The 23,035-nt window shown below is 55.2% G+C and carries 23 protein-coding genes and 1 riboswitch; of the genes, 7 read left to right on the plus strand and 16 right to left on the minus strand.

The features are described from left to right. Positions 1–64: 64 nt before the first annotated feature. The 7 genes from QP400_RS09390 to ribD all read right to left on the minus strand — a co-directional run bounded on the left by QP400_RS09390 (position 65) and on the right by ribD (position 6,361). On the minus strand, positions 65–820 hold the full coding sequence (locus QP400_RS09390; RefSeq protein WP_004806222.1) for a 16S rRNA (uracil(1498)-N(3))-methyltransferase: 756 nt from the start codon (positions 818–820) through the stop codon (positions 65–67). Beyond that, complete coding sequence (gene dnaJ, locus QP400_RS09395) at positions 817–1,920, minus strand: molecular chaperone DnaJ (protein ID WP_004806220.1); 1,104 nt, start codon at positions 1,918–1,920, stop codon at positions 817–819. Before dnaJ ends, QP400_RS09390 begins: the two co-directional genes overlap by 4 nt. Before the next feature lie 12 nt (positions 1,921–1,932). Continuing rightward, positions 1,933–2,940 (minus strand): heat-inducible transcriptional repressor HrcA, encoded by a 1,008-nt coding sequence (gene hrcA, locus QP400_RS09400; protein WP_004806218.1) that lies wholly within the window; start codon positions 2,938–2,940, stop codon positions 1,933–1,935. A gap of 102 nt (positions 2,941–3,042) precedes the next feature. Beyond that, complete coding sequence (gene ribH, locus QP400_RS09405) at positions 3,043–3,510, minus strand: 6,7-dimethyl-8-ribityllumazine synthase (protein WP_004806217.1); 468 nt, start codon at positions 3,508–3,510, stop codon at positions 3,043–3,045. Further along, positions 3,510–4,772, minus strand: a complete 1,263-nt coding sequence (locus QP400_RS09410; protein WP_004806216.1) for a bifunctional 3,4-dihydroxy-2-butanone-4-phosphate synthase/GTP cyclohydrolase II — start codon at positions 4,770–4,772, stop codon at positions 3,510–3,512. Before QP400_RS09410 ends, ribH begins: the two co-directional genes overlap by 1 nt. Beyond that, positions 4,765–5,355, minus strand: a complete 591-nt coding sequence (locus QP400_RS09415) for a riboflavin synthase (RefSeq protein ID WP_004806215.1) — start codon at positions 5,353–5,355, stop codon at positions 4,765–4,767. Before QP400_RS09415 ends, QP400_RS09410 begins: the two co-directional genes overlap by 8 nt. Positions 5,356–5,359: 4 nt before the next feature. Next, a complete protein-coding gene (ribD, locus tag QP400_RS09420) occupies positions 5,360–6,361 on the minus strand; it encodes a bifunctional diaminohydroxyphosphoribosylaminopyrimidine deaminase/5-amino-6-(5-phosphoribosylamino)uracil reductase RibD (RefSeq protein WP_004806214.1) in 1,002 nt (333 codons plus the stop codon). 53 nt (positions 6,362–6,414) lie between these two features. Then, a riboswitch (FMN riboswitch) is annotated at positions 6,415–6,533 on the minus strand. An 87-nt stretch (positions 6,534–6,620) separates the two neighbouring features. Here ribD and QP400_RS09425 point away from each other — a divergent pair. Further along, complete coding sequence (locus QP400_RS09425) at positions 6,621–7,478, plus strand: DUF3097 domain-containing protein (protein WP_004806209.1); 858 nt, start codon at positions 6,621–6,623, stop codon at positions 7,476–7,478. Here the strand turns inward: QP400_RS09425 and hemW are convergent. From hemW to QP400_RS09445, 4 genes are all read right to left on the minus strand, one after another. After that, entirely contained in the window at positions 7,475–8,635 is a 1,161-nt protein-coding gene (gene hemW, locus QP400_RS09430; protein ID WP_196793453.1) for a radical SAM family heme chaperone HemW, read from the minus strand. The genes QP400_RS09425 and hemW overlap by 4 nt on opposite strands. Continuing rightward, positions 8,628–9,356, minus strand: coding sequence for a tRNA (guanosine(46)-N7)-methyltransferase TrmB (trmB, locus tag QP400_RS09435; protein WP_101485664.1), 729 nt, complete (start codon positions 9,354–9,356; stop codon positions 8,628–8,630). Before trmB ends, hemW begins: the two co-directional genes overlap by 8 nt. A 35-nt stretch (positions 9,357–9,391) precedes the next feature. Further along, on the minus strand, positions 9,392–11,242 hold the full coding sequence (gene lepA / locus QP400_RS09440; protein WP_004806203.1) for a translation elongation factor 4: 1,851 nt from the start codon (positions 11,240–11,242) through the stop codon (positions 9,392–9,394). A gap of 69 nt (positions 11,243–11,311) precedes the next feature. Then, positions 11,312–13,168 carry an acyltransferase family protein gene (locus QP400_RS09445; RefSeq protein ID WP_081499167.1) on the minus strand — a complete coding sequence of 619 codons (1,857 nt, stop codon included), beginning with the start codon at positions 13,166–13,168 and terminating at the stop codon, positions 11,312–11,314. A 253-nt stretch (positions 13,169–13,421) separates the two neighbouring features. Here QP400_RS09445 and rpsT point away from each other — a divergent pair, with 253 nt between their 5' ends. The 3 genes from rpsT to QP400_RS09460 all read left to right on the plus strand — a co-directional run bounded on the left by rpsT (position 13,422) and on the right by QP400_RS09460 (position 14,835). Next, entirely contained in the window at positions 13,422–13,688 is a 267-nt protein-coding gene (gene rpsT, locus QP400_RS09450; protein ID WP_004806199.1) for a 30S ribosomal protein S20, read from the plus strand. A gap of 101 nt (positions 13,689–13,789) precedes the next feature. Further along, entirely contained in the window at positions 13,790–14,491 is a 702-nt protein-coding gene (locus tag QP400_RS09455; protein ID WP_004806198.1) for a Rossmann-like domain-containing protein, read from the plus strand. Beyond that, a complete protein-coding gene (locus QP400_RS09460; protein WP_004806196.1) occupies positions 14,488–14,835 on the plus strand; it encodes a hypothetical protein in 348 nt (115 codons plus the stop codon). Before QP400_RS09455 ends, QP400_RS09460 begins: the two co-directional genes overlap by 4 nt. Here QP400_RS09460 and QP400_RS09465 read toward each other — a convergent pair. From QP400_RS09465 to QP400_RS09485, 5 genes are all read right to left on the minus strand, one after another. Continuing rightward, positions 14,832–15,812 carry a diaminopimelate dehydrogenase gene (locus tag QP400_RS09465; RefSeq protein ID WP_004806195.1) on the minus strand — a complete coding sequence of 327 codons (981 nt, stop codon included), beginning with the start codon at positions 15,810–15,812 and terminating at the stop codon, positions 14,832–14,834. The genes QP400_RS09460 and QP400_RS09465 overlap by 4 nt on opposite strands. A gap of 78 nt (positions 15,813–15,890) precedes the next feature. Then, on the minus strand, positions 15,891–16,856 hold the full coding sequence (holA, locus tag QP400_RS09470; protein ID WP_004806193.1) for a DNA polymerase III subunit delta: 966 nt from the start codon (positions 16,854–16,856) through the stop codon (positions 15,891–15,893). 3 nt (positions 16,857–16,859) lie between these two features. Then, complete coding sequence (locus tag QP400_RS09475) at positions 16,860–18,230, minus strand: ComEC/Rec2 family competence protein (RefSeq protein WP_160309223.1); 1,371 nt, start codon at positions 18,228–18,230, stop codon at positions 16,860–16,862. Positions 18,231–18,286: 56 nt separating this feature from the next. Further along, positions 18,287–18,946 (minus strand): ComEA family DNA-binding protein, encoded by a 660-nt coding sequence (locus QP400_RS09480; RefSeq protein ID WP_004806189.1) that lies wholly within the window; start codon positions 18,944–18,946, stop codon positions 18,287–18,289. Between the two features lie 87 nt (positions 18,947–19,033). Next, entirely contained in the window at positions 19,034–19,966 is a 933-nt protein-coding gene (locus QP400_RS09485; RefSeq protein WP_004806187.1) for an aldose 1-epimerase, read from the minus strand. Positions 19,967–20,090: 124 nt separating this feature from the next. On the opposite strand from QP400_RS09485, the gene QP400_RS09490 reads away from it, so the two are divergent. The 3 genes from QP400_RS09490 to QP400_RS09500 are packed head-to-tail and all read left to right on the plus strand — an operon-like array spanning position 20,091 to position 23,026. Further along, positions 20,091–21,185: a DUF7847 domain-containing protein gene (locus tag QP400_RS09490; RefSeq protein ID WP_004806185.1), complete on the plus strand. Its 1,095-nt coding sequence runs from the start codon at positions 20,091–20,093 to the stop codon at positions 21,183–21,185. Next, complete coding sequence (locus QP400_RS09495) at positions 21,186–21,854, plus strand: DUF4129 domain-containing protein (protein WP_004806181.1); 669 nt, start codon at positions 21,186–21,188, stop codon at positions 21,852–21,854. Beyond that, complete coding sequence (locus tag QP400_RS09500; RefSeq protein WP_004806180.1) at positions 21,851–23,026, plus strand: DUF4350 domain-containing protein; 1,176 nt, start codon at positions 21,851–21,853, stop codon at positions 23,024–23,026. Before QP400_RS09495 ends, QP400_RS09500 begins: the two co-directional genes overlap by 4 nt. The last annotated feature ends 9 nt before the right edge of the window (positions 23,027–23,035 follow it).

The raw sequence follows: 23,035 nt of genomic DNA on the forward strand, positions 1-23,035 counted from the left end.
TACCGGAGCTAGTCCCTCCGGGATGGTTATAGTGCTCAGGGTTCCTCCTTGCTCTGGAACTATCTTAACTGTTCCATGCCCCGCACGTACCGGCAATATAAGCCAGTGCTGCGGGCCCGGCACTTGAGGTGCGTAAAATTGTGCTCCCTAATTTGCAAGTGCGAGCGCCACTTTTTACAAGCAGCTCGGTTTCTGCCTGTCCTATGCCTCCCTCTGGGCCAACTATCAACCATATACGATCAGCTTCTTGGAGCGGCTGTTGCATCAAGGGCGTCTCGGCCTCTTCGTGTAGGAGCAGCACCAAGGTGTTATTTGCTACCGCTTCCTCTATCTGCTTGGCCAGTGCCTTAGTGCCCACAAGGGAAGCGACTTCGGGGATGTAAGAACGTCTAGATTGCTTGGTAGCTGCCGCTACCTTGGCTTGCCACTTGCGCACTCCTTTTTCAACCTTTGGCCCATTCCATCGCACAGTGGACCTATCGGCCTGCCACGGAATCACCGCGAAGACATCCAGCTCGGTGGCGGTCTCGATACTCATCTCGTCTCGCCCACCCTTGGCTAGAGCCTGCACCAGGGTGATTTGTTTACCCGGAAATGCCTCGTTCACAGTAGCCAAGACCTTGACCTGCACCTGATTCTTGCTGGCCTGAAGGACCTCGCCGCGAGCGCGCCGCCCCTTCCCATCTACCAGAAAGATTTCCTCGCCCGGGCGGATTCGCATCACGGAGGCGGCGTGATGACCTTCCTCGCCAGCCAAACCTACAGTGGCTCCCTCAACCAACTCATCGGTGTGCGGGAAAAGGAAAGATTGCAGGCTCATCGAGTGAACCTGTCACGCAACTTAGCAAACATGCCCGTGTCCTCGCCCTCGGCGATTATCTTTTCTTCACCGCGTAGCTGCGCGAGCTGCTTGAGCAATTCCCGCTGCTCTTCGTTCAAGTGCTTCGGCACTTCAACGTTTATATGTACGTGAAGATTTCCTCTAGTAGAACGCCGCAGGTGGGTGACGCCGAGTCCGCGCATGAGCACGTCTTCGCCCGGTTGCGTTCCCGGTTCGAGCGTCAGTTCTTTGTCGCCGTCAAGAGTGGTAAGCGTGAAGGTGGTCCCGAGCGCCGCAGCAGTCATTGGCACCCTCACCTCTGTGTGTAGCTCGTCGCCCTGCCGCTTGAACACCGGGTGAGGCTGCTCATGGATCTCGAAATAGAGGTCTCCCGCCGGACCGCCGCCAGGGCCGACCTCGCCGCGTCCTGCCATACGAATGCGAGTACCGTGCTCGACTCCGGCAGGAATATCCAACTTGATCGTCTTCTTAGTGCGGATCCGTCCTTCCCCGGCACATTCTGGGCACGGATCGGGAATGATCGTGCCATGCCCCTGGCAGGATGCACAGGGAGCCGAGGTGACCATCTGCCCCAAGAAGGAACGCACAGTACGCTGCACAGCCCCTCGTCCTCCACAGGTCTCGCATTTCCGAGGCGAAGTACCGGGCTTACAACAGGAACCATCGCAGTTCGAGCACACCTCAGCAGTATTGATCTCGACATCCTTAGTGGCGCCGAAAGTAACATCTGCCAGGCTGGCTTCGACAACGGTAAGGGAATCTTGTCCACGCCGCCCTCGGGGCACGGGGCCAGTCCCTGCGCTAGCGGCCCCACCACTACCGAAGAAGGTTTCAAAAATGTCTGAAAAACCGCCGAATGCGTCACCGAAATTGCCGGTGTCGCCTCCCATGTCGTACTTGCGCCGCCGGGACGGATCAGACAGGGTTTCATAGGCTACTGAAACCTCTTTGAAGTCCTCTTCATGACCAGGACCTGCAACGTCCGGGTGAAGCTTACGAGCAAGCTTGCGGTAGGCACGCTTGATTTGCTCTGGTGAGGCATCACGCGGCACTCCCAGTACTTCGTAGTAGTCCTTCAACCGTTATTCCTTTCAGTTGGATAGGAAATGTGTCAGGTACCGGGAAATCGCTCCTACAGAACGCATCGTTCCCGGGTAATCCATTCGAGTTGGACCAACTACCCCCACGTGGGCAGTCAGTCCGTCCTCGCTTCCGTATGTTCCGCTTACCACCGAGGCCTCAGAAAGACCATCATGGCGGTTCTCAGAGCCAATCGAGACAGCAACACTACCCTGCTCCATTTCAGCAAACAACCTGAGCAGAGCCACCTGTTCTTCGAGAGCGTCCAAAACAGGGCCAATAGTGTGTGCGAAATCGGTGCCAGCCCGAGCTAGGTTTGCCGTGCCCGCCATTACGATCCGATCTTCGGCAGTAGGTAAAGCCACCAACAGGGCATCTATGATAAGGGCAACCAGTCCAGCTACTTCGGGCGGAAGCGCAGATACTAGTTCCTTGCCCTCTTCTAATTCGGTTGAACCCTTGCCAGCAAAAGTCTGGTTGATCCAGGCTGCCGCGGCCGTCAACTGGGCGGGATTTACTTGCTCCGGTACCTCGAGCGGATGCTGTTCTACCCGGCCCACCTCGGTAATTACTACGAGCAAAACATATCGGCTTGCAATTGGCACAACCTCAAGGTGGCGAAGTTTGTCGCGGTGCATAGACGGATACTGCACGACCGCCACCTGCCTAGTTAGTTGTGCCAGGACCCGCACCGTTCGTTCCATGACGTCGTCAATATCGACTGCCCCAGCGAGCAACTTCTCAATGGCGGTGCGTTCCGGTTTTGAAAGCGGCTTCAAATGTGCGATCTGGTCGACGAAAGCCCGATACCCCTTGTCGGTCGGGACTCGCCCAGCAGAAGTGTGTGGTTGGTAGATGTAACCGGCTTCTTCCAGTGCCGCCATATCGTTGCGGATAGTAGCTGAAGAAACACCCAAATCGTAGCGTTCAACCAGAGCCTTCGATCCCACCGGTTCCCTGTTGTTTACGTAGTCGGAGACGATGGCGCTTAGAACCTGCAGCTGGCGAGAGCTACCCATATCCTCATCTCCTTTTAGCACCCGGGGGCCTCGACTGCTAATCTTACGCGGTCGAGGCCCCCAGCTACCACCTGGGCACATTTATTTCACTGCGGGCGAGAGCTAGGCACCTACCTGCTCTAAAGTGGCCACCATCGCCATTGCCGCCTCAGCAGCTTCATACCCCTTATCTTCGGCGGAACCTTCCAGTCCCGCCCGATCCAGCGCCTGCTGTTCGTTGTCGCAGGTAAGAACCCCAAACCCGATTGGAGTGCCAGTTAGCAGCGACGCCTGCGTTAGCCCGTTGGTAGCCGCCTCACAGACATAATCAAAGTGTGGGGTGCCACCCCGGATTACCACGCCGAGGGCGACTACCGCATCCGCCTTCTGTGCCGCAGTCTTGCATGCCAACGGCAACTCAAAAGAGCCGGGTACTCGTACTGTCATTGCCTGCGCACCGGCGTCTGCACACGCACGCTTGGCGCCCTCGATAAGACCATCCATTACTTGCTTATGCCACTGTGCCGCCACAATGGTAACTTTCAGGCCCTTCCCATCAACCTTCAGAGAGGGGATTCCACTTCCTGCCATTATTTTTGTCCTTCCATCGAAAAAGAATCCAGGTTTAGGGTGTGCCCCAACCTAACTTTGGTCCGCAAATACTCAATATTTTCTGGTCCTACCCCAACTACAAGAGGTACTACCTCTTTCACCTCTACTCGGGAGGTATCGAGCCTCACTTTGTCGGGATTATTGGTGAGTAGGCGAATTTGAGTAATTCCCAGATCTTCCAAGATCGCGGCGGCAGCGCCATATTCACGCATATCTACAGGCCAACCAAGCGATAGATTCGCCTGAGCCGTATCTTCGCCCTCATCTTGGAGGCGATATGCACGCACCTTCTCGGATAGTCCTATGCCGCGCCCTTCGTGGCCACGCAAATAGACAATCGCCCCACCCTCGTTAGCCACCTGCAGCATGGCTTCGTGCAGCTGCGGACCGCAGTCGCACCGTTTCGAGCCAAAAGCATCCCCAGTCAGACATTCTGAGTGCACCCGCACAAGCGGCAGATGCTCACTTTTCTTTACAGGCACCAGCGCTACATGTTCGGCACCGGTAGTAAGATCGCGATACGAGGTGATGGTGAATTCGCCAAAATCAGTGGGCAATTTCGCCTGCGCAATTCGCTCAACTCGAGGGGCAGCTTCCACGGGAGCCACCCCCGCTTCTCCGGCAGATTCACTTTGCCTTCTAAAAGTAACCAGATCGGCAATAGTGATTACCTTTAGTGAGTATTCCTCAGCCAGCTTGCGCGCCTGCGGCAGGCGCATCATAGTGCCGTCATCATTGACCAACTCGCAGATTCCGGCTACCGGCACCAAGCCTGCCAACCTAGTCAGGTCAACTGCAGCTTCAGTATGTCCACTACGCTCCAGGACTCCCCCATCTCGGGCTCTTAGCGGCACCACATGACCAGGCCTTATTAGTGCTCGCGGATCAGGCTCTTTGCGCGCCAACGCTCGCAGCGTCGTTGTCCGATCAGCCGCAGAAATGCCTGTGGTGACCCCGCTAGCGGCGTCACAGGTGATCGTGTAGGTAGTCCGCAAAGAATCTTCGTTTTGCTCGACCATAACCGGCAGCTCTAAAGCATCGGCTCGGTCATTAGTCATTGGCGCGCACAGGTATCCGGAGGAATGCCTGATCACCCACGCGGTTGTCGAGGGAGTAGCGGTCTCAGCAGCAAATATCGCATCGACCTCATTTTCGCGGTCCGCATCGTCCGCTACCAGGATCGGCTTGCCCTTACGTAGTTCTTCTAAAGCCTCTTCCAAGGCAACACGAAATTCAGTCATCGTATCCTCCCAGACGGGCAACATATTTTGCAATAACATCAGTTTCCAGGTTGACTGCGTCGCCCTCTTCAAGCAGTCCCATGTTGGTTTCACGCATAGTGGTTGGAATCAGCGCTACCCCGAAGGAGGCTTCGCCCGCCTCAGTCACGGTGAGCGATACCCCATTGATCGTGATTGATCCCTTTCGCGCGACATACCTTGCCAGCTCGGTCGGCAGAGAGAAGGTGAGCTCGTCCCATCGCTGCCCACGGCGCCTAGTAACTAATTTGCCTACTCCATCGACGTGTCCTTGAACCAGGTGGCCACCTAGGCGATCCTGAAGGCTGAGGGCGCGTTCTAGGTTCACAACTTGCCCTTTTTCTACTTCTGCGAGGTTGGATGCTCGCAGCGTCTCTGGCATGACGTCAGCAGTGAATCCGTCTTCAGCAAAATCGACCACTGTCAGGCACACGCCATTTACCGCCACAGACTCCCCGTAGCTCAAAGATGACGCGAACGGTGCGCTTATCTTGATGCGTTTGCCGCCCTCGTTGTCGGTAACGGCCAGTATTTTCCCTGTTGCTTCTACTAATCCTGTAAACATTTTCCTACTCCGTGAGGGCGAGGCACACTAGCCAGTCCGGTCCCAGCTGCGTGATCGTTGCCTTTGCGTCGATGGCGTCTGCCACCGTTGTTATGCCTAAATCTGCGAAGGAGGCTTTGCCCTCGCCTAGCAATTTAGGTGCTGTATAAACGTGCAGTTCATCCACCAGACCTTCTTTGAGGGCGGCGCTTACTAGCGTCGGTCCGCCTTCGAGCAGAATCCGGGTATTGCCCTGTTTGAACATGTCTTCAAAGAAGGTACGCAGGTCATGCGTGCGTACCTGAGTGAACTGGGCAGGCAGTGACAGATCTGTGTTGCCAATGACGAATTTCTTCGGTTGGTGTGGGTCCTTCACATTTGCTGGCCGCGCCGATAACTGGGGCGAATCTGTCAGGTACGTTCCGGTACCGACACAGATCGCATCAACCGTCGCACGAATCTGGTGGCCGTGCTCGCGAGCCTGCGGGCCGGTAATCCACTTCGAGGTGCCGTCGCTGGCAGCTACTTTGCCATCTAGGGTTTGGGCTACTTTCGCGATAACCCAGGCTCGGCCTCGTTTTTGAACTGTGCGCCAGGCAGCAGTGATCGCCTGTGCCCTAGCTACCAATCCTTGGTCTGCACCCGCCGCGAGCGCGGTGGCCACTTCTATGCCATGGCTTTGCAGGTAGGCAGCTCCTCCCGCAGCCACGGGGTTGGGATCTGCCTGGGCATATATGACTCGGCTGATCCCAGCTGCAAGTAGGGCGTGCGAGCATGGGCCGGTTTTCCCGGTGTGGTTGCATGGTTCTAGCGTCACTAGAGCGGTAGCGCCGCGCACGCACTTGCCTCTTTGGTGGGCGTCTTGGATAGCAGCTACTTCTGCGTGAGCGCTACCGCTGCCACGATGGAATCCTTCAGCGAGGATTTCCTTCTCGCTGTAGATTACGCAGCCGACGCGTGGATTGGGCCCGAATTGTGGCCCTTTTTCTGCCAGAGTGATTGCTCTGGCTAACGCGGTGTTTATCATTTTCCCCCTTTCTTGCATAGGGGGCGTACGCCCAAGCGCGACTTGCTTAGGCGTGTAACATTCTCCCTTCCGGACTTTTACCGTCGGTGCCGGAATTTCACCAGCTCAACCGCCTTAGCGGGTCGCGGACTATAACCGCCGGTTCAGACTTTCACTGACCCCGAATGCGTATATATCGATTGTGCCACATTAGAAGCGATTAATACTAACCGCGTTGGCAGGTGCGCTCTTTTCGGTTATTTCTAATAGGATTTAGGGCGTGTTCGACAGATATGGCAGCGACGTTTTAGCAAATGATCCTCACCGAAGGCCCACCTCTACCGAAGTTCCCGCCAAGGTGGGATTGGTTGTCGAGGACGTGGAGTCCGGGTGGGTTGGCGCCATCTTGCGTACCCAGAAAATTGGGGGCATGCACGTGGTGGAGCTAGAAGATGCGAAAGGGCGCGTGCGTTCCTTCCCGCTGGGGCCGGGTTATTGGATTGATGGCAAGCCTGTGACACTCGTGCCGGTAGCTAAGACGCGCCAGAGCGGCCTCCGCTCTTCTACGGGGCGCAAGCTTACTAATTCCGGCTCCTATGCGCTCGCCCCTGAGCCCGCCAAGGTTGCTAAGGCCTCCAGAATTTGGGTGGAGGGAAAGCATGACGCCGAGTTGGTAGAGCACATTTGGGGCGATGATTTGCGCCATGAAGGTGTAGTGGTTGAACTTCTTGAGGGCGTAGACAACTTGGAGTGCGTACTTTCCGCTTTTTCACCCTCCCCCTCCCGAAAGGCGGGCGTGTTAGTGGACCATTTGGTGGCAGGATCAAAGGAATCACGTATTGCCGCTAGTATTGGCAGGAAATATCCCGATTCGGTACTGGTATTGGGGCACCCATTTGTTGACATCTGGCAGGCGGTGAAGCCGGCCCGGTTGGGGTTGCGCGCCTGGCCGAATATTCCAAAGACAACAGATATCAAGAAGGGGACCCTCGCCGCCTTGGGTTGGCCGCATTCAACTCAGGCCGACATTGCTCAGGGCTGGAAGCGGATTTTGCGTACTGTGCGCACGTACAAGGACTTGGAGCCAGCTTTGTTGGGCAAGGTGGAAGCACTGATCGATTTTGTGACCTGCCCTTAGCTTCCCAACAGCGTGAGCGTCATTGAGTCGGCCATGAGTCGCCCTTGCAATGTTGCCACTACCCGTCCTTGTTTCAGGGCGTACTCGTCTACCCATCCCAGTTCGCGGCATCGCGAAAGTCCTGCGGCAGACACGTCTGCTTTGGGAAGTCCTTCCGAGATGCGTACGCCCAGCATTATTCGTTCTAGTTCTTTCGTGGTTGCATCTAGCCGCTCTTCTCCAAGTACCGTAGACCGCCCTTGCCGCAGCGCGTTTGCGTAAGCCAGCGGGTGTTTAACGTTCCAGAACCGACGATCTGCCAGGTGGGAGTGGGCGCCGGGGCCAAATCCCCACCAATCCCAGTTTCGCCAGTATGCCAGATTGTGTTTGCATGCGTTTTCTAGCTCGGTACTAACCTTGTGTTCTTCGCCCTCTTTCGGGCGGGCCCAGTTCGAGATTTCGTACCATCTAAAACCAGCGTCGGAAAGGCGGGCGTCGGCTAGGCGATATTTTTCTGCCTGCACATCTTGATCGACCGGCGCGATCTTACCGTGACGCAGGTCGTTCGCCATTTTTGTGCCGCCCTCTATGACGAGGGCGTAGCAACTCACGTGGTCTACGTCCATGCCTATTACCGCATCCAGGGAGGCATTCCAATCTTCAATGCTCTCGCCTGGGGCGCCGTAGATTAGGTCCAGGCTTACTGCAAAGTTAGCTTCCTTTGCCCACTGGACGACCTGAGGCACGCGCTCGGGACGGTGGGTGCGATCCAGGGTAGCTAATACTCTTGGGACGGCAGATTGCATGCCGAAACTCACCCTAGTAAAGCCGGCCTTCGCTAGTTGGAATAGATCATCGCGACTTACAGTTTCGGGGTTTGCCTCGGTTGTTACCTCTGCCTTCGAGGCGAGCGGGAAAGCCGAATCCAACTCACTGAGGATACTCGCCAATGCCGCAGCCGGAAGCATTGTAGGAGTGCCGCCTCCAAAGAATACAGTCTGCAGTTGCCTAGGCCCTAGATGCGCTTTCGCGCGCCCAATTTCGAGGGCGACGCTTTGGTCGAAAGTTGTCCGGTTCGCTCCCGGTCCGAAGTCGGCGACGTAAGTGTTGAAATCGCAGTAACCGCATCTTGCCCGGCAGAATGGGACGTGAACGTAGGCCGAAAATGGTCTAGTCACGGACCGCAACCAGATCGTGCACTGTGCGTCCCGCCTGCAGTCCCTTGTTTTCGAAGGTAGTCATGATGCGGCCATCATAGCGCGGAGCAAATCCTCCCCTGTTGCCCGCTGGATCGTCCAGATCGGGATTCTGCCCGGCATATTCGTTGCGCAGCACGGGGACGGATTCGATTACGTCTCGCATCCACCAGGCGTAGTCGTTCCAATCCGTAGCCAGACGCCAGCGCCCACCGGGCACCAACCAAGTGGCTACCTGAGTGGCGAACTCCGTCTGTACAAGCCGCCGCTTGTGGTGCCGGGATTTTCGCCACGGATCCGGGAAAAATGTCCACAGTTCCGACACCGAAGAAGGTGAAAGCAAAAGAGGACCAGCCTGGGCCACGTCAGCTTCCACAAACCGCACGTTGGTAAGCCCGTCCAGTTTATTTAGGGCCTTCGCAATTCCCGGTACCCAGACCTCAAAGGCAAGATAGTTGTTCTGCGGATTCTTTCTAGCTGCCGTCAGGATCTGATCCCCAGTGCCCGAACCAATCTCGACTACCAGCGGCGCCTTGCGCCCAAAGAGAGCCTCAAAATCAAGTGGTTCGTGGTCTTCAGCAACCGTTGTGTACCCCTCACCGCGGCGCACAGGCACAATGAAGTCACCGCTTTCTTCCCACGCCCGCGCGAGCGCCCCTTCCAAGGACCTGCCGCGCCTAGTGAAGGACTTCGTACGTGCCATGAACCTTCCAGGGTCCGGAGAATTCTTTGCGGGACTCACTTAGCCTCCGCATCAGAAGTTAGCGCAGCAATAAAGGCATCCTGCGGCACATCCACGCTGCCGATAGCCTTCATCCGCTTCTTACCTTCCTTCTGCTTCTCCAACAATTTTCGCTTTCTGGAAATGTCGCCGCCGTAGCACTTAGCCAGCATGTCTTTGCGCAGTGCCTTGATAGTTTCGCGAGCAATGACTCGCGCCCCAACCGCTGCCTGCACAGGAATTTCAAATTGCTGGCGAGGAATCAATTCCTTCAGCTTCTTCGTCATCTTCACGCCGTAGGCGTAAGCATTGTCGCGATGCACAATGGCACTAAACGCATCTACCCCATCGCCATTTAGCAAAATGTCTACCTTCACCAGGTCTGCTACCTGTTCGCCCTCGACGTCATAGTCCAGGGAGGCATAGCCCTTGGTACGGGACTTGAGTTGGTCGAAGAAGTCCAACACAATCTCGGCCAACGGCAGCGTGTAGTGAATCTCTACCCTCTCTGGAGATAGGTAGTCCATCCCCTTCATGACACCGCGGCGCCCCTGACAAAGCTCCATCACCGCTCCCACGAATTCCGAGGGCGTAAGGATAGTCGCATTTACCACGGGCTCGCGAACTTCTCGAAGTTTCCCATCCGGATACTCGGACGGGTTCGTGACCTGAACGTGAGTACCGTCCTCGGTAATGACGTTATAAACAACAGAAGGCGCTGTGGCAATAATCGATATGCCCGCTTCTCGTTCGATGCGCTCGCGGATGATCTCTAGGTGCAACAGCCCCAGGAAGCCGCAGCGGAAGCCAAAGCCTAGTGCTGCAGAAGTTTCCGGCTCGTACGATAAGGCAGCATCGTTTAGACGCAACTTGTCTAGCCCTTCTCGTAAGGCCGGAAAATCCGACCCGTCAATCGGGTAGATCCCCGAGAAAACCATGGGCTTGGGATCCTGGTAGCCGGATAGTGGCTCGCTCGCCCCAGCGTGGGCGTCGGTAACCGTGTCACCGACCCTGGATTGACGTACATCTTTCACGCCGGTGATCAGGTAGCCTACCTCACCCACACCTAATCCTTCACTGGGAATAGGATCGGGCGAAATAACACCTATCTCTAGCAGCTCATGAGTCGTAGAAGTAGACATCATCTTGACTATTTGCCGCGGTTTGAGCGACCCGTCTACGACGCGCACATAGGTAACTACGCCCCTGTAAATGTCATAGACGGAGTCAAAGATCAGGGCCCGGGCGGGAGCGTCCGCATTCCCCCTAGGAGCGGGGACATCAGAAACTATCTTGTCCAGCAATTCTGCGACGCCCTCGCCGGTCTTTGCTGACACCTTTAGTACCTCGGATGGGTCGCATCCGATCAGGCCAGCAATTTCTTCAGCCTGCTGTTCAGGCTGGGCGGCAGGAAGGTCAATCTTGTTCAGCACAGGAATGATCTGCAGATCGTGTTCCATTGCCATGTACAGATTTGCCAAGGTCTGTGCCTGGATCCCCTGGGCAGCGTCTACCAGCAAGACCGCTCCCTCGCAGGCTGCCAGTGACCGGGAAACTTCGTAGGAAAAGTCCACGTGTCCGGGCGTATCGATCATGTTGAGGGCGTAGGGATGGCCATCTACCTTCCAGGGCATGCGCACGGCCTGCGACTTGATAGTGATGCCTCGCTCGCGCTCAATATCCATGCGGTCCAGGTACTGATCACGCATTTCTCGCGTTTCAACTACGCCAGATAGCTGGAGCATCCGGTCGGCAAGAGTGGACTTACCGTGATCAATATGGGCAATAATGCAGAAGTTACGAATGAGCGAAGGGTCAGTCTTCGCCGGGGAAATCTGGGGGTCCAACTTTCCTTTTTGCGCGCTCACGCGGCCTCCTTAATATGCGTAGTCACTTCTAGTTTCCCACGTCCAAATGAACAATCCTAACTGGTCGTGTCATTTCTTGGGGGCCCCGCCCACCTGTTTCACACCGGGGAAGGACTTGAGGGCGCCCACCAGGGTGTCGCGCCAAAGCTTTGCTCCGTCCTCGTCCGGATGGATGTAGTCGCCGGCAAGCCAGTCAGTATGTGCCTTTATCGCCTCATCCCAACGGACAACTACCACTCTGTCTGGATGTGCTTTGCCGAAGGCAAGGATGTTTGCATTATTTTGATCGATCCACTGTTCGGACTGGTACTGCGGACCAAATCCGGTGACAAGCACTAGGCGGCGCTCCGGTCCAAGCTGTGCCAGCGCCGCGTTTAGGTTGTCCGTGGTGACGGTACCGTTCGTTGCGAGCGACAGCACTACCCACCTACCCAGGCTCTGTTCTGCCTTGTACTGGTCTATTAGCGCTACCCCATCGTCCCAGTGTCGCGACACTTCTGCGTCGACGAGGGCGCCGGGGAACGTTTCTTGTAGCGGTTGCAAAGATGCTAACGTCACCGAGTCTCCAATGACGGTGATATTGCCGCCTACCGGTTGGTTGTCGCCTAGATCTGGTGGGGCCGGCTTCGGCTTCGGAGTTGGCCTAGCTGCCACCTTCCCCTTCTCTACCGCGATCTGCGCCGAGCTCTTTGGCGGTTGGATCATGACGACGGTGCTTACTCCAATTAGTGTCGCTGCAGCCACACCCCACGCCACGTACCTAGAAAGGTCGCCGTAACGGGAGGAGCTGCGTAGGTATAGCCACCTGGAGAGGACAGCCATGATCCCTTCTTTACGCATGGGAGTCTCTACATACGTGTAGGAAACGGCCGCTACGAGGATCGACAGTCCGGCTACGACGAGGGCGAGAACCCAGATCTGCGTGGAGGGGAAGGCTTGACGCATGATTACGAGCACTGGCCAATGCCACAAGTAGAGGCTGTAGGAACGTTCTCCCAACCACCGCAGCGGTTTTACGTCCAGTACCTGAGCCAGCACTCTGGATGCTCGCGCTCCGGGAGCGGTCTCTTGCGCCAGGGACGCAATGGTGGCCCCTGAGCATAGACATACCGCAACGGTGAGGAATGGATAGGTGGCTTTAGATGAATCCGACACTAAAAAGAAGGATGCAATCATCCCGCCCAGGCCTACCCAGCCGAGAATCCCGCGGAGCCTGTACCCCCTTGGATTTGAAGGCATCGGCGAGAGCGGATTTGTTTGCAGGCAGGCCAGTGCAGAACCAATCATGAGCGAGAAGCCGTGCGTGTCCGAGCCCATGTAGGCCCGGGATATGTCCCCACCGCTCAGGACAATTGTGGCCATAAAAATCGCCGACGCGACTGCAAGCAGGATAGGCACCAGGAATCGCTTAGTTGGACGCATGTAGACAATTAGGGTGACTACAAGCGGCCAGATCACATAGAACTGCTGTTCTACAGCTAAGGACCACAGGTTTCGAAAAAGCGGCGGCGATCCCTGATTGAAATAGCTATTGCCTGCCCATATTTCTACCCAGTTGTAGGTGAAGGTGGCGGCCCCGAACAGTTGTCTGCGGATCCCTACCAGCAGATCTGTCGATACCAGAGCAGCAATGAGTGAGGTAGCGACGACGGTGGACGCCACCGCGGGAAAGAGTCTGCGGACTCGCCTCAACCAGAATGCGGGGATGTCAATCTTGCCGGAGCGCTCTTGTTCCTTCACCAGCAGACCGGTTATAAGGAATCCCGAGAGTGCAAAAAATACGTCAACGCCCAGAAACCCTCCGGGAGTACCCGCCTGGAAGAAGTGATAGGCAAGTACCGCACAACACGCGATTGCACGTACGCCATCGAGCCCACGGACCCGGAATCGTTGAGAGCTGGTTGGCGACTGCATAGGTAACATCATAGGGTTACTTTCGACGCCTTTCCTGCCTCTTTTTAGTTGTGGAGCTAAGTGTCACCCGCTCCACATCGCCCTCCCAGGTGAAAGCGCGCACATACCTTTGTTACGACCTACATTTCTGCTACAGTGGATAGCTGGATTGCCGCCTGGTCGGGTGGTGGTCCGGTCATACACCAACCACGGCCGCCCCACGGCCTCAGTCCGGTTATGACACACCCTCACCGACCGATGTAAGAACGTACAGAGAGCGAAATCCGTGGCAAATATCAAGTCTCAGATCAAGCGTAACCGCACCAACGAGCAGCGTCGTCTTCGCAACCGCGCCGTCAAGTCCGAACTAAAGACTTACGTGCGTCACACCCGCGAAGCCGTCGAGGCCGGAGACCGCGAAGAAGCAGAAAAGTTCCTGCAGATTGCCTCCCGCAAGCTGGATAAGGCAGTCTCCAAGGGCGTGATTCACAAGAATCAGGCTGCAAACCGCAAGTCGAAGCTGGCTCGTCGTGTGAACAAGATGTCAGCTTAAGCTGATTGTTCTTCGGGTGGGCGCAACCGATCGGTTGCGCCCACCTTTTACATGTAAGTGCTCCAGGTTGATTCAGGAATTTTTTCTCGGACAATGGAGGTATGAATCCCTTCGCACTTTATGACGACTTGATTGCCGCTATTCCGGAAGATGTGCTGGTTCGCCGTGCTCTTAGCGCTAACGCGGCTTGCGTAGAGTCCGAGGCAGGAGTTGGGGTTGCCGCTGGCCTGGGTAGCTTCGATGCGGCTCCCCTTCAAGGACGCCCTTTGCGAGAGGTGGCAGCCATGGCGAAGAGCTGGGATTTTGCCCGGGCAAGTCTCGGAGTGGCTGCGATGAATAGCTTTTACAATCGCTGCGCTAATCCAGGAGAATCCATTTTTACAGCGGCACGCCAGGAATTAGCCGGGAAGAAAGTCGTAATGGTAGGGCATTTCAGTACTGCCATAGCATCGCTGGAGAAGATATGTTCTTTAACCGTACTCGAGCGGAAACCCACCGGTGGCGATCTACCAGACTCTGCCTGCGAGTACGTACTACCTGACGCGGAAGTAGCACTGATTACCGCCATGGCACTTACTAATAAGACTTTGCCGCGTCTGCTCTCGTTGGCTAAGAGGGCGAAAACTTACGTAATCGGCCCTTCTCTACCTGCAGCAGTGCAAGCGTTTACTGGACGAGCTAACGTATTGGCTCCGTCCGCAGTTATAGATCCGCACTGGGTCATGCTCCAGGTCGAAGCAGGGGCATCAGTATCGAAGTTGAAGCCAGGACTAAGCCACTTTTCATTGGAGCTTGCAAAATGAGTATTCCCGTCCCGTTTACCTCGCTAGCGCAGGTACTGAAGAACTACAACAGTGCCACCCTAATCACTCTAAGAGAAGGTGGATTCGCCAAGGTCATGACGGTCGACCCAATCCTAAAAGGAGGAAAGATACTGGTTGCCAATCCGCGGCAGTCAATCAAGCAAAATGTTGCGGCGAACAACCACGTGACCCTTCTCTGGCAGCCTCTGCAACGCCACGGCTGGACGTTGATAGTGGACGGCTACGGCACCATAGTTGCAGATTTGCTTGAAATCCAGATGCATTCCGGAATGCTGCATAGGCCGCGCGCCCATGGCGATGGACCCGCGGCCACTGTCTACTAGAGCAATTCGGAGCGCAGCTGCTCCGGCGACTTATCCGATAGGTATGCTGCAGGCACGTCAAGGATTGTAATTGCGCCTGTCTTACCTTCTTTGTGCAACCGATAGACAGCCCGGGCGGAGGCAGCTAATACCGCCCCAGTGAACTCCGGGTTGGAGTCCAGATGCAGCTGGAAGGAATAAACCTGGTTGGTCCCCTGCGACGTCTGTCCCTGCCTAATCACTCGCCCACCATGAGGCATCCCAGAGTGATTCTTTTTGAGCTCATCGATGGAGATGAAGTGCACCGTCGTATCATAGTCAGCAAAGTAGTTAGGCATTGACACGATGTCACGCTCAATGCGCTCTTTATCAGCGCCCTCTTCAGCTACTACGTAGCATTCGCGCCGATGCATTTGGCGGGCGGTCAAAGTCTGGCCGTTCCCGTCGTGCGCAGCTTGCACAGCAGCGTCCAGCGGAATGGTGTATTGCACTCCTGCTACTACTCCAGCTACTCGCCGAATTGCATCTCCATGGCCTTGGGAAATTCCCGGCCCCCAAAATGTCCAGGTATTTCCAGTGGGAATAATTGCATCTCCTAGCACGCGGTTGAGCGAGAATAATCCTGGATCCCAGCCGGAGGAAATCATCCCAAGGTGACCGGTTTCTTTTGCGGCTTGGTCCACCGCGGCATAGTACTCAGGAATCTTCGCATGGGTATCGAAAGAATCTACCGTGCTAAAAAGTTTCGCGGCTGCAGGACCTGCGGCTTGCATATCCGTAGCAGAACCTCCGCAGTTTACGCAGATGTCTACCTTATCTTCCCAATCCGCCATCTGGTCCACTCTGACCACTGGGGTTCCGGAGGTTTTCACGGATGCCGGGTCTCGACGGGTAAAGACAACTACTGGTTCCATGTCAGTTGCTGCGCTAGCGGCTAATTCCACCGCCTTACCCAAATTGCCATACCCATTGATTGCGACACGGATCTTCTCAGCCATTACATTCCTCCTTAGTTTTTCTGTAAAAAGTAGACCAAGAGGTACTTCGGTGTTGGTTCGGGTCACATAATGGAATTGTTAGTGGCGCCCATGCGCAGCCCCGACCCGCAGAAGGGCTCGCTCAAAAGCAAATTCGGGGTCGCGGGAGGCACCTTTTATTTCTTCTTCTCCTGCCGCAACAGCCGCTATCGCCTCGGCTAGGCCTACCTGCGACCAACCGCGGGCCTCGCGGCGGGCCCTGTCAGCTTGCCAAGGTGCCATCCCAAGTTCGCGGGGGTTACGTGCTCCGGAAGATACCTTCGCGATATTACGCACCTTTAGTGCCAGTGCTCCCATCATCGCTACCGGGGCAGCACCTGTGGCAAATCCATGGCGGGCAAGTTCTATGGCTTTGCCGCTGTTTCCGGCTACTGCCGCATCGGCTATTGCGAATCCCGATGCTTCTACCCTGTTGCCGTAGAAGGTGTGCACATCCTGTTCAGTGATCTTGCCTTCCTTGTCCGAGAAGAGTTGGGCGAGGGCGGCGCACATTTCTTGCAAATCGGATCCTAAGGCGTCAACTAGCGCCTCAACAGCAGCCGGTTCAATGCTTCGGTGTGCTCTGCGTGCGTCGGCTTTCAATAGATCGGCCTTATCGCGGGCAGATTTTATTGGATCGCATTGCACCACGGGCATGCCTGCCTTGGAAATTGCCTCCAGCAGTTTCTTTCCCTTTTGCCCCTTTGCGTGGCGGGCAAGAATCCAAACGTCAGGTTCAGGAGCCTTCAGGTATTCCAGCAAGTCCTTCGCCAGCGACTCTGACAGCGTCTCTAAGTTGTGTATCCTGATTAGTCTGGCCTCGCCAAACAGGGAAGGGGCAGTGTGCACTCCTAACTGACCGGCCTGGTATGTGGCTGCTTCTACATCGATGATCCCTACGTTGGGGTCTGCTTTGTTCGCCAGATCGCGAACGCGTGCTTCTGCCCTGGAAGCAATGACTTCTTCGGGGCCGCGGATGAGCATCACCGGTGCTAACTGCAATTTATCCCATGTTGTTTTGGCCATGGGTTAACCATGCCATGAACCACCCCCATCTATTGCAGCGAAGTGGCGGTGTACCGCAAATAGAATGCAGAGCACGCTGAATGCGAGTGCCACCGCTCCCGCCGGTCCTCCTTGCCAGGGCAAGACAGCCCCAGGTAATGCGCTGATTTTGTTGGCTACGGTAGCTATCCACCAGGCTGCTAGCTTTGCTAGAGCTAATATCGGCTGGGCCACTGGTCGAGGCAATAGTGCCCCAAGCAAACCTAGTAACGTCGCTGGAGCGATGGCCGGTGCGGCCAATAAATTGGCAATCGGGGCATATAAGGAGGTACCTGGCGATAGTAGGAGCAGCAACGGTCCAGAGAAACTTTGTGCAGCAATTGAGGTTGACACTGCTTTAGCGATGCCCTTCGGAAGTATGCTGCGTAGGGGCGCCTCAATTCGTTCAGACAATGTGAGGACGGCGAATGTGGCACTTACTGAAAGGGCAAAGCCAATATCGGCCGCATAAGTCGGGTGGGTTATTAGCAGCCCCATCGTTACTAGTGCCAGTGCACCCGTTGCGCTTCCGGGCCGGCCTAATGCCATCCCTGCGAGGGCAATCATTCCCATTGCGCTAGCTCTTGCCACCGTAGGCATAGGCCCCACTAAGATCACGAAGCCAACAAGTACTGTTGCAGCGCTCAGCAGCCGAAGTCGCCGCTTCAGAAAAGCTAGCAGACCCCAAAACGTGCTAATAACAATAGCCACGTGAGTACCCGAGACCACGGCTAGATGGGCTAGCGCGGCTCGTTTCATGTTGGCAGAGGAAGTTGGCGACAGATACCTGTTGTCGCCCAGTGCCATTGCACAAACTAAAGCCCCCGCTGCGGAATTGCCGAGCCTTGAGTGTAATTTTTGTCTGCGCGAATTCGCCCAGTGAGTCCATGGATCAGCACGGCGAATTATCTTGCTTCTGGAACAGGCCAGCATTATCCTTCCCAGTCCACTGTGCCGCTTCCACGTACACTTTGCTCTGATCGTCTGTCCGGGATGGGCATGGAGGCGCTTTTCAAAAATTAACGCGGGCATGGATATTGGCCGATCTAAGACGGATATTATCTGCGCCTTAGCAAAAGCGGTGCGCTCGTTTTGTTTTGTCTCGGTAACTATTTTTGCGACTACTTGCCCCGCAGTTTGTTGCCCCAGTGGCGAAGCACTCACTTGTGATGCCTTGAGCCAGGCAGGTCCCGCGAGCGCAACCATGGAAATGAGAAGCAGGATGACCATGCCGTTAATACGCCCGACGTTTGCCTGCAGGTGCCGGCCTCCCTTGTTCATCCAAGCGCCGCCGACGGCAAGTATGGATCCTGCAGCAAATAAGAGAAGTACCAGTCCGGAAACATATTGGCTCATTAGGATAAGCAGCCAACCACCTATAGCCGCTGGCAAAAGGCGCAAGTCGGTAGTTCTCATACGCATGCCTGTCCGGATACTTTCTGGACCAACGCCGGGCCTATCCCAGACACTTGCTGTAGGTCTTCAACTTTGGTGAAAGGCCCCTGGCTTTCCCGGTGATTTACAATTCTTCCGGCCAGGGCAGGGCCTACGCCGTTTAGTTCTTGAAGATCTTTCTCGGAAGCAGAATTTAAATTTATGCAATCGGATTCGGCAGTCTGCGTACCAGGGGATTTAGGCTGAGAGAGTGCCGGTACTACTATTTGTTCCCCGTCCGTGAGGGGGCGGGCAAGATTGATAGCAGCAAGGTCGGCTCCCTTGCTTACTCCGCCAACCTTCTTGATCGCATCGTCAACCCTTGCTCCCCGTTTTAGATGTACCAAACCAGGTGTGGCCACCTTGCCGACGACGTGCACGATTACTTCGTCACCAGCAGGCGCAGAGGCCGCTTCGCTCACCTGCTGTTTAGGCGAGGAATTAGCGGGTGTGTCTGGATTGTCCATGGCGCTACCAATGCCGCACACGATCGCCACCAGCGCGATTATTATGCCCAATACTAGTGCAGAGGTAGGCCCTGGGAGAAGCCGCAACCGGCTTTTAGGAGCTCGTTCCGGTTGCGGCTTCACCGCTTTGAAGGCAGCGTTAGCTAGAGTTTCCACCGGAATTTGTTTCATGCCTCGAAAATAGGCTTACTCGCCCCTAGTTAGCTCAGCAGAAACACACCGGTTGTGGACACCTAGCCTCGATCTGCCTGTGGATATTTAGAACTCATGTATTAACGCAGCTCGCAGCTCTCTTGTGTGTCCTGGCTGAAGTAGAGCAGTGTCCCCAACCGCCTCCCGATTGAAAGCGTCTGTCATAAAGTGGCACGGTTCCATGGCAAAAGATTCGCCGGGCCGGTACTGCAACGTATCTCCGGTGAATATGTGGATTATCCCCACACCATCCTTACCACCTTCAAGGAGGCCCTCTAACGTAGTGACAGAACCGTCTGGGTGAGTCAGCCTAGTTCGCACTACACCATCTGGGTCTGGAACCAAATTCGTATATGCCAAATCAATTCCGGCTAATCCTTCAAAGTCGATTCGGCGCTCTTCGCCTCGATCGCTGAAGGTATGCGGCTCCTGCAGAGGTATAAGCGCATCGTCCACGTTTACCTTCGTACGCGCGGGAATATCTACAGTGCATGGCCCGCTCCCCTGGTACGCCAGGTACGGGTGCCACCCCAATCCCACTTTTATGGCTCGATCAGAACAGTTTGTGCACCGCAGTTCCAGCTCGAGCCTTCCACCTTCCCGAATGGTGTACGTAGCCTGCAACTTGGTAGGCCACGGATACCCTGGTACTCCCTGATTTTCAGCCTCAATGGTGACAGAATCGGGAAGAAGACGGACGAGGCTGAAGGTGGCGGACGCATACAACCCATGCAGGCCTTCGCGCAGTCCAGACGGATCGACTCCCAGATCAAATTCCTCGTTCTCGAAAGTGAACCGAGCATCAGATATACGGTTCGACCACGGCGCCATCAAGGCTCCACGGTACCCATCCAAGGACTGCATCTCTGCCTCGGTACAGTAGCCATCAATTAGTTCGTGTTCTACTCCGTCGCGCTCAATAATCCACGAAGTAACAACGCCTCGGAAGGCAGAAACGCTAGCTCGCGCGTCCGCGCAAGAAATTACCCAATCATTCATAGAAACAAGATTACTGTCTTGATGAAGAAGAGATTAGAAAACTGTCCAAATTCGTTTTCCTGGAGCCAGTAGCCCGCATCTTCAGTACAGTGGAAGGTGGAAGCAACAAATACAGGAGGTATTAGTGTCGGATTTCACTCTCCCGTCGGGCCCGCGTCCCCCAGAGAATCAGCAACACCTGCCTGAGACCCCACAGCCTCGATATGGGCAATACGCTCCCAGCGAGCACAGCTCTAACGGCTTCCCCAATGCTCCCCAGGGCCCCCTCCATTATGATCAGCTCCAACCGGGCATTATCCCACTGCGCCCACTATCGGTAGGAGACATCTTGGGCGGAGTATTCAAGCTCGCCCGCATGAATCCAAAAACTGTTTTTGGGCTAACTTTCCTTGTAGAGATCGTCCTCTTGGCAATGCTCATGCCTGTGCTCATATCCGCTCGCATGGGCTGGATTCCCCACTTCGATTTTAATAACGACAATTCCCTGGCTATGGAAGGCACTCAGCTAATCTCCTATTTACCTATCTTTATTGGCCAGATCTTGCTGATACCGCTGATGGTCTTCGTGGTAATGAAGGCTGTTGAAGGACAAAAAGTATCTATAGGGCAAACTTGGAAAGCGGTAGGCAGAAAAATATGGCGCTACCTCGGCGCGTCTATAATCCTATGGTTAGTAATGATGCTCATCTTAGTTGTAATCACCGCAACTATTGGTGGGATATTTTACGCCAGTGGAGCGTTTGAGACCATCGGAAGCGGAGGACTCGCCATCTTGTTCCTGCTTATTTTAGGAATTGGTATCCTTCTTGCTATCTCAATTGTGGCCGTTCGCTTCTCCTTCTACGGCCAGGCCATAGTCATTGAAGGAGCCGGCGCATTTGCTTCTTTAAAGCGCTCTTGGCAATTGATGTCTGGATATTTTTTGCGCTGCCTGGGAATTACTTGGCTTGGACAATTCATAATTGGCATCATTGCAGCATCCATAACTACCCCAATATCTGCTGTCTCCGCCCTAATAGCCGTGGCGATCGGCTCTGGCAACGCAGCTTCGCAGATGACGATCATTCTGGTGTTGTCAGTAATTACTTCTCTACTTGCTTCAATAATTACGCTGCCCCTGCAGACTTCCTTGATGTCACTGCTATATGTAGACGTGCGCTTCCGCAAAGAAGGGCTGGACGTAGCTCTGATCCAATATCTGACTAGCTCCGGACGATAAATGTTCCTCTTGTACTTGCCAAGTATTGCGCCATCTCCAGATGACGCCCGTCAGGCGCTTGAGGACGAGCTAGCTAAACCGGGCTATTTCGATCTTGGTGCTCTCTTAAGATATTTCTGGGAACAACTCCTAAGCCAGCTCAATCTGGCAACCATCGAGCCACCCTCTCTGGGCTGGGTACTCCCCACAATTATTATCCTGATTGTTCTGATAATAGGGTTCTTCATTATTCGGCGACTACGCAAGAATCTATCAAAAGGCACCCGTCATGACTCTGCCGCCTTGGTAGATCCGTCGATACCTGCCGAAACATATTTGGCCCAAGCAAAGAATAACTATCCCGACGCTCCAGCCCTCTCAGTGCAAGCGGCCTTCCGGGCTATTGTCCAACGAGGCGTCGAGCGCGGGCTGATAGAGGCGGTACCAGGCCAAACAGCGGGCGAGGTGAGCCGGCAGCTAGAGGCACTATTTCCTAATAATTCACCGCAAATTGCGCACGTGAATGCCTCGTTTGACGAAGCCACATACGGGCATGCCTCACTTGTTACTGAAGTCGATGCGCGCGCAGCGATTAGCCTTTACGACGAGTTATCCGCCCTCTCTCCCAGTAGCACCGCCGGTGCCGCCTCAAGCATGCCTATTCCTGCAACAATGAGGCAGGGATCATGACCAAGATGAAGGCTGTTGGTGCGCATCCAAAGGCAATATTCCGATCGAGCGCCACGCTGTTGGTGGCATCTTTCATCCTGATCGCTTTGGGGCTTTATGTACTCTGGCCCTCCGAAAAACCTCTTCCGCTAGACCCAATGAACCCAAAGGCGGAAGGCAGTCAGGCTCTTGCCCGCGTTTTAGCTAGACAAGACGTAGACCTTACTATCGTCCGCACAAAGAAGGACTTGGAAAAACAACTCTCCAAGCAGGAAAACGTCACTGTCGTCATATCCGACAATAGGGTTGGGATCGGCGAGGGCGTACCTGAGTTACTAGTCAGCAAAAAAGTAAGGCGTTCTGTAGTACTTGCACCGACAGATGAGGTGCTCGGCCAGCTGAAGACTGACATGGCTGTGCTCTCAGAGGGCATGGCCGTAGCGGATCCGCCGTCGCACTGCAACAATCTGCTTGGAAAAGCCAGGACTGTATCCAAAGTCGGACTCATGTATACCCCTATGGGTGTTATGCCCCAGGGAAGTTTCCAATGTATGAGCCAGCCCGGCGGTGCTCAGGTTGTGCTCCTCCCCCGGACTAAAGACCATCCTGAAACACTGTTACTGGGGTCAGCTAGTTGGTTCGTAAATGGTTCCATTACAGAAGATGACAATGCCGCAGCTGCGTTGGCGGCCCTCAGCCCGACCCAAAACGTAGTGTGGTACTCCCCGTCGGAATCAAACACGGCAGCCACCGGAGGCATTGGTTTTACCACGCGAGACCTGCTACCTAACTGGGTACAGCCTATGATGATCCTTCTGGCATGGGTATTCCTCCTATTTGCCTTCTGGCGAGGGCGCCGCTTCGGCCGCCTAGCCACTGAACCACTTCCTGTGGTGGTAAAAGCTTCCGAAACTACCCAATCTTTGGGCAGAATGTATGCGCAAGCCTGTGAACCCGAGCCGATGATTGCAGCCTTGCAAGAACAGTTACGCCCCCGTCTGGCGAGAGCACTTTACTTGCCCAGCTCGGCAGGCCAGCAGGCACTTGTGAGTGCACTTGCAAGGCGAAGCGGGCGCAAAGAACAAGAATTGCTTTATCTACTCTATGGCTCCCCTACAACCGAATCTGAAATGGTTTCCATGGCGCGTGGACTCACCGCCCTCGAACAGGAGGTAATCCGTGAACGAAAATAACGCCCGCGA

Origin of the sequence: Winkia sp. UMB3158, assembly GCF_030217145.1 — a bacterium.
GTDB classification, from domain to species: domain Bacteria; phylum Actinomycetota; class Actinomycetes; order Actinomycetales; family Actinomycetaceae; genus Winkia; species Winkia anitrata.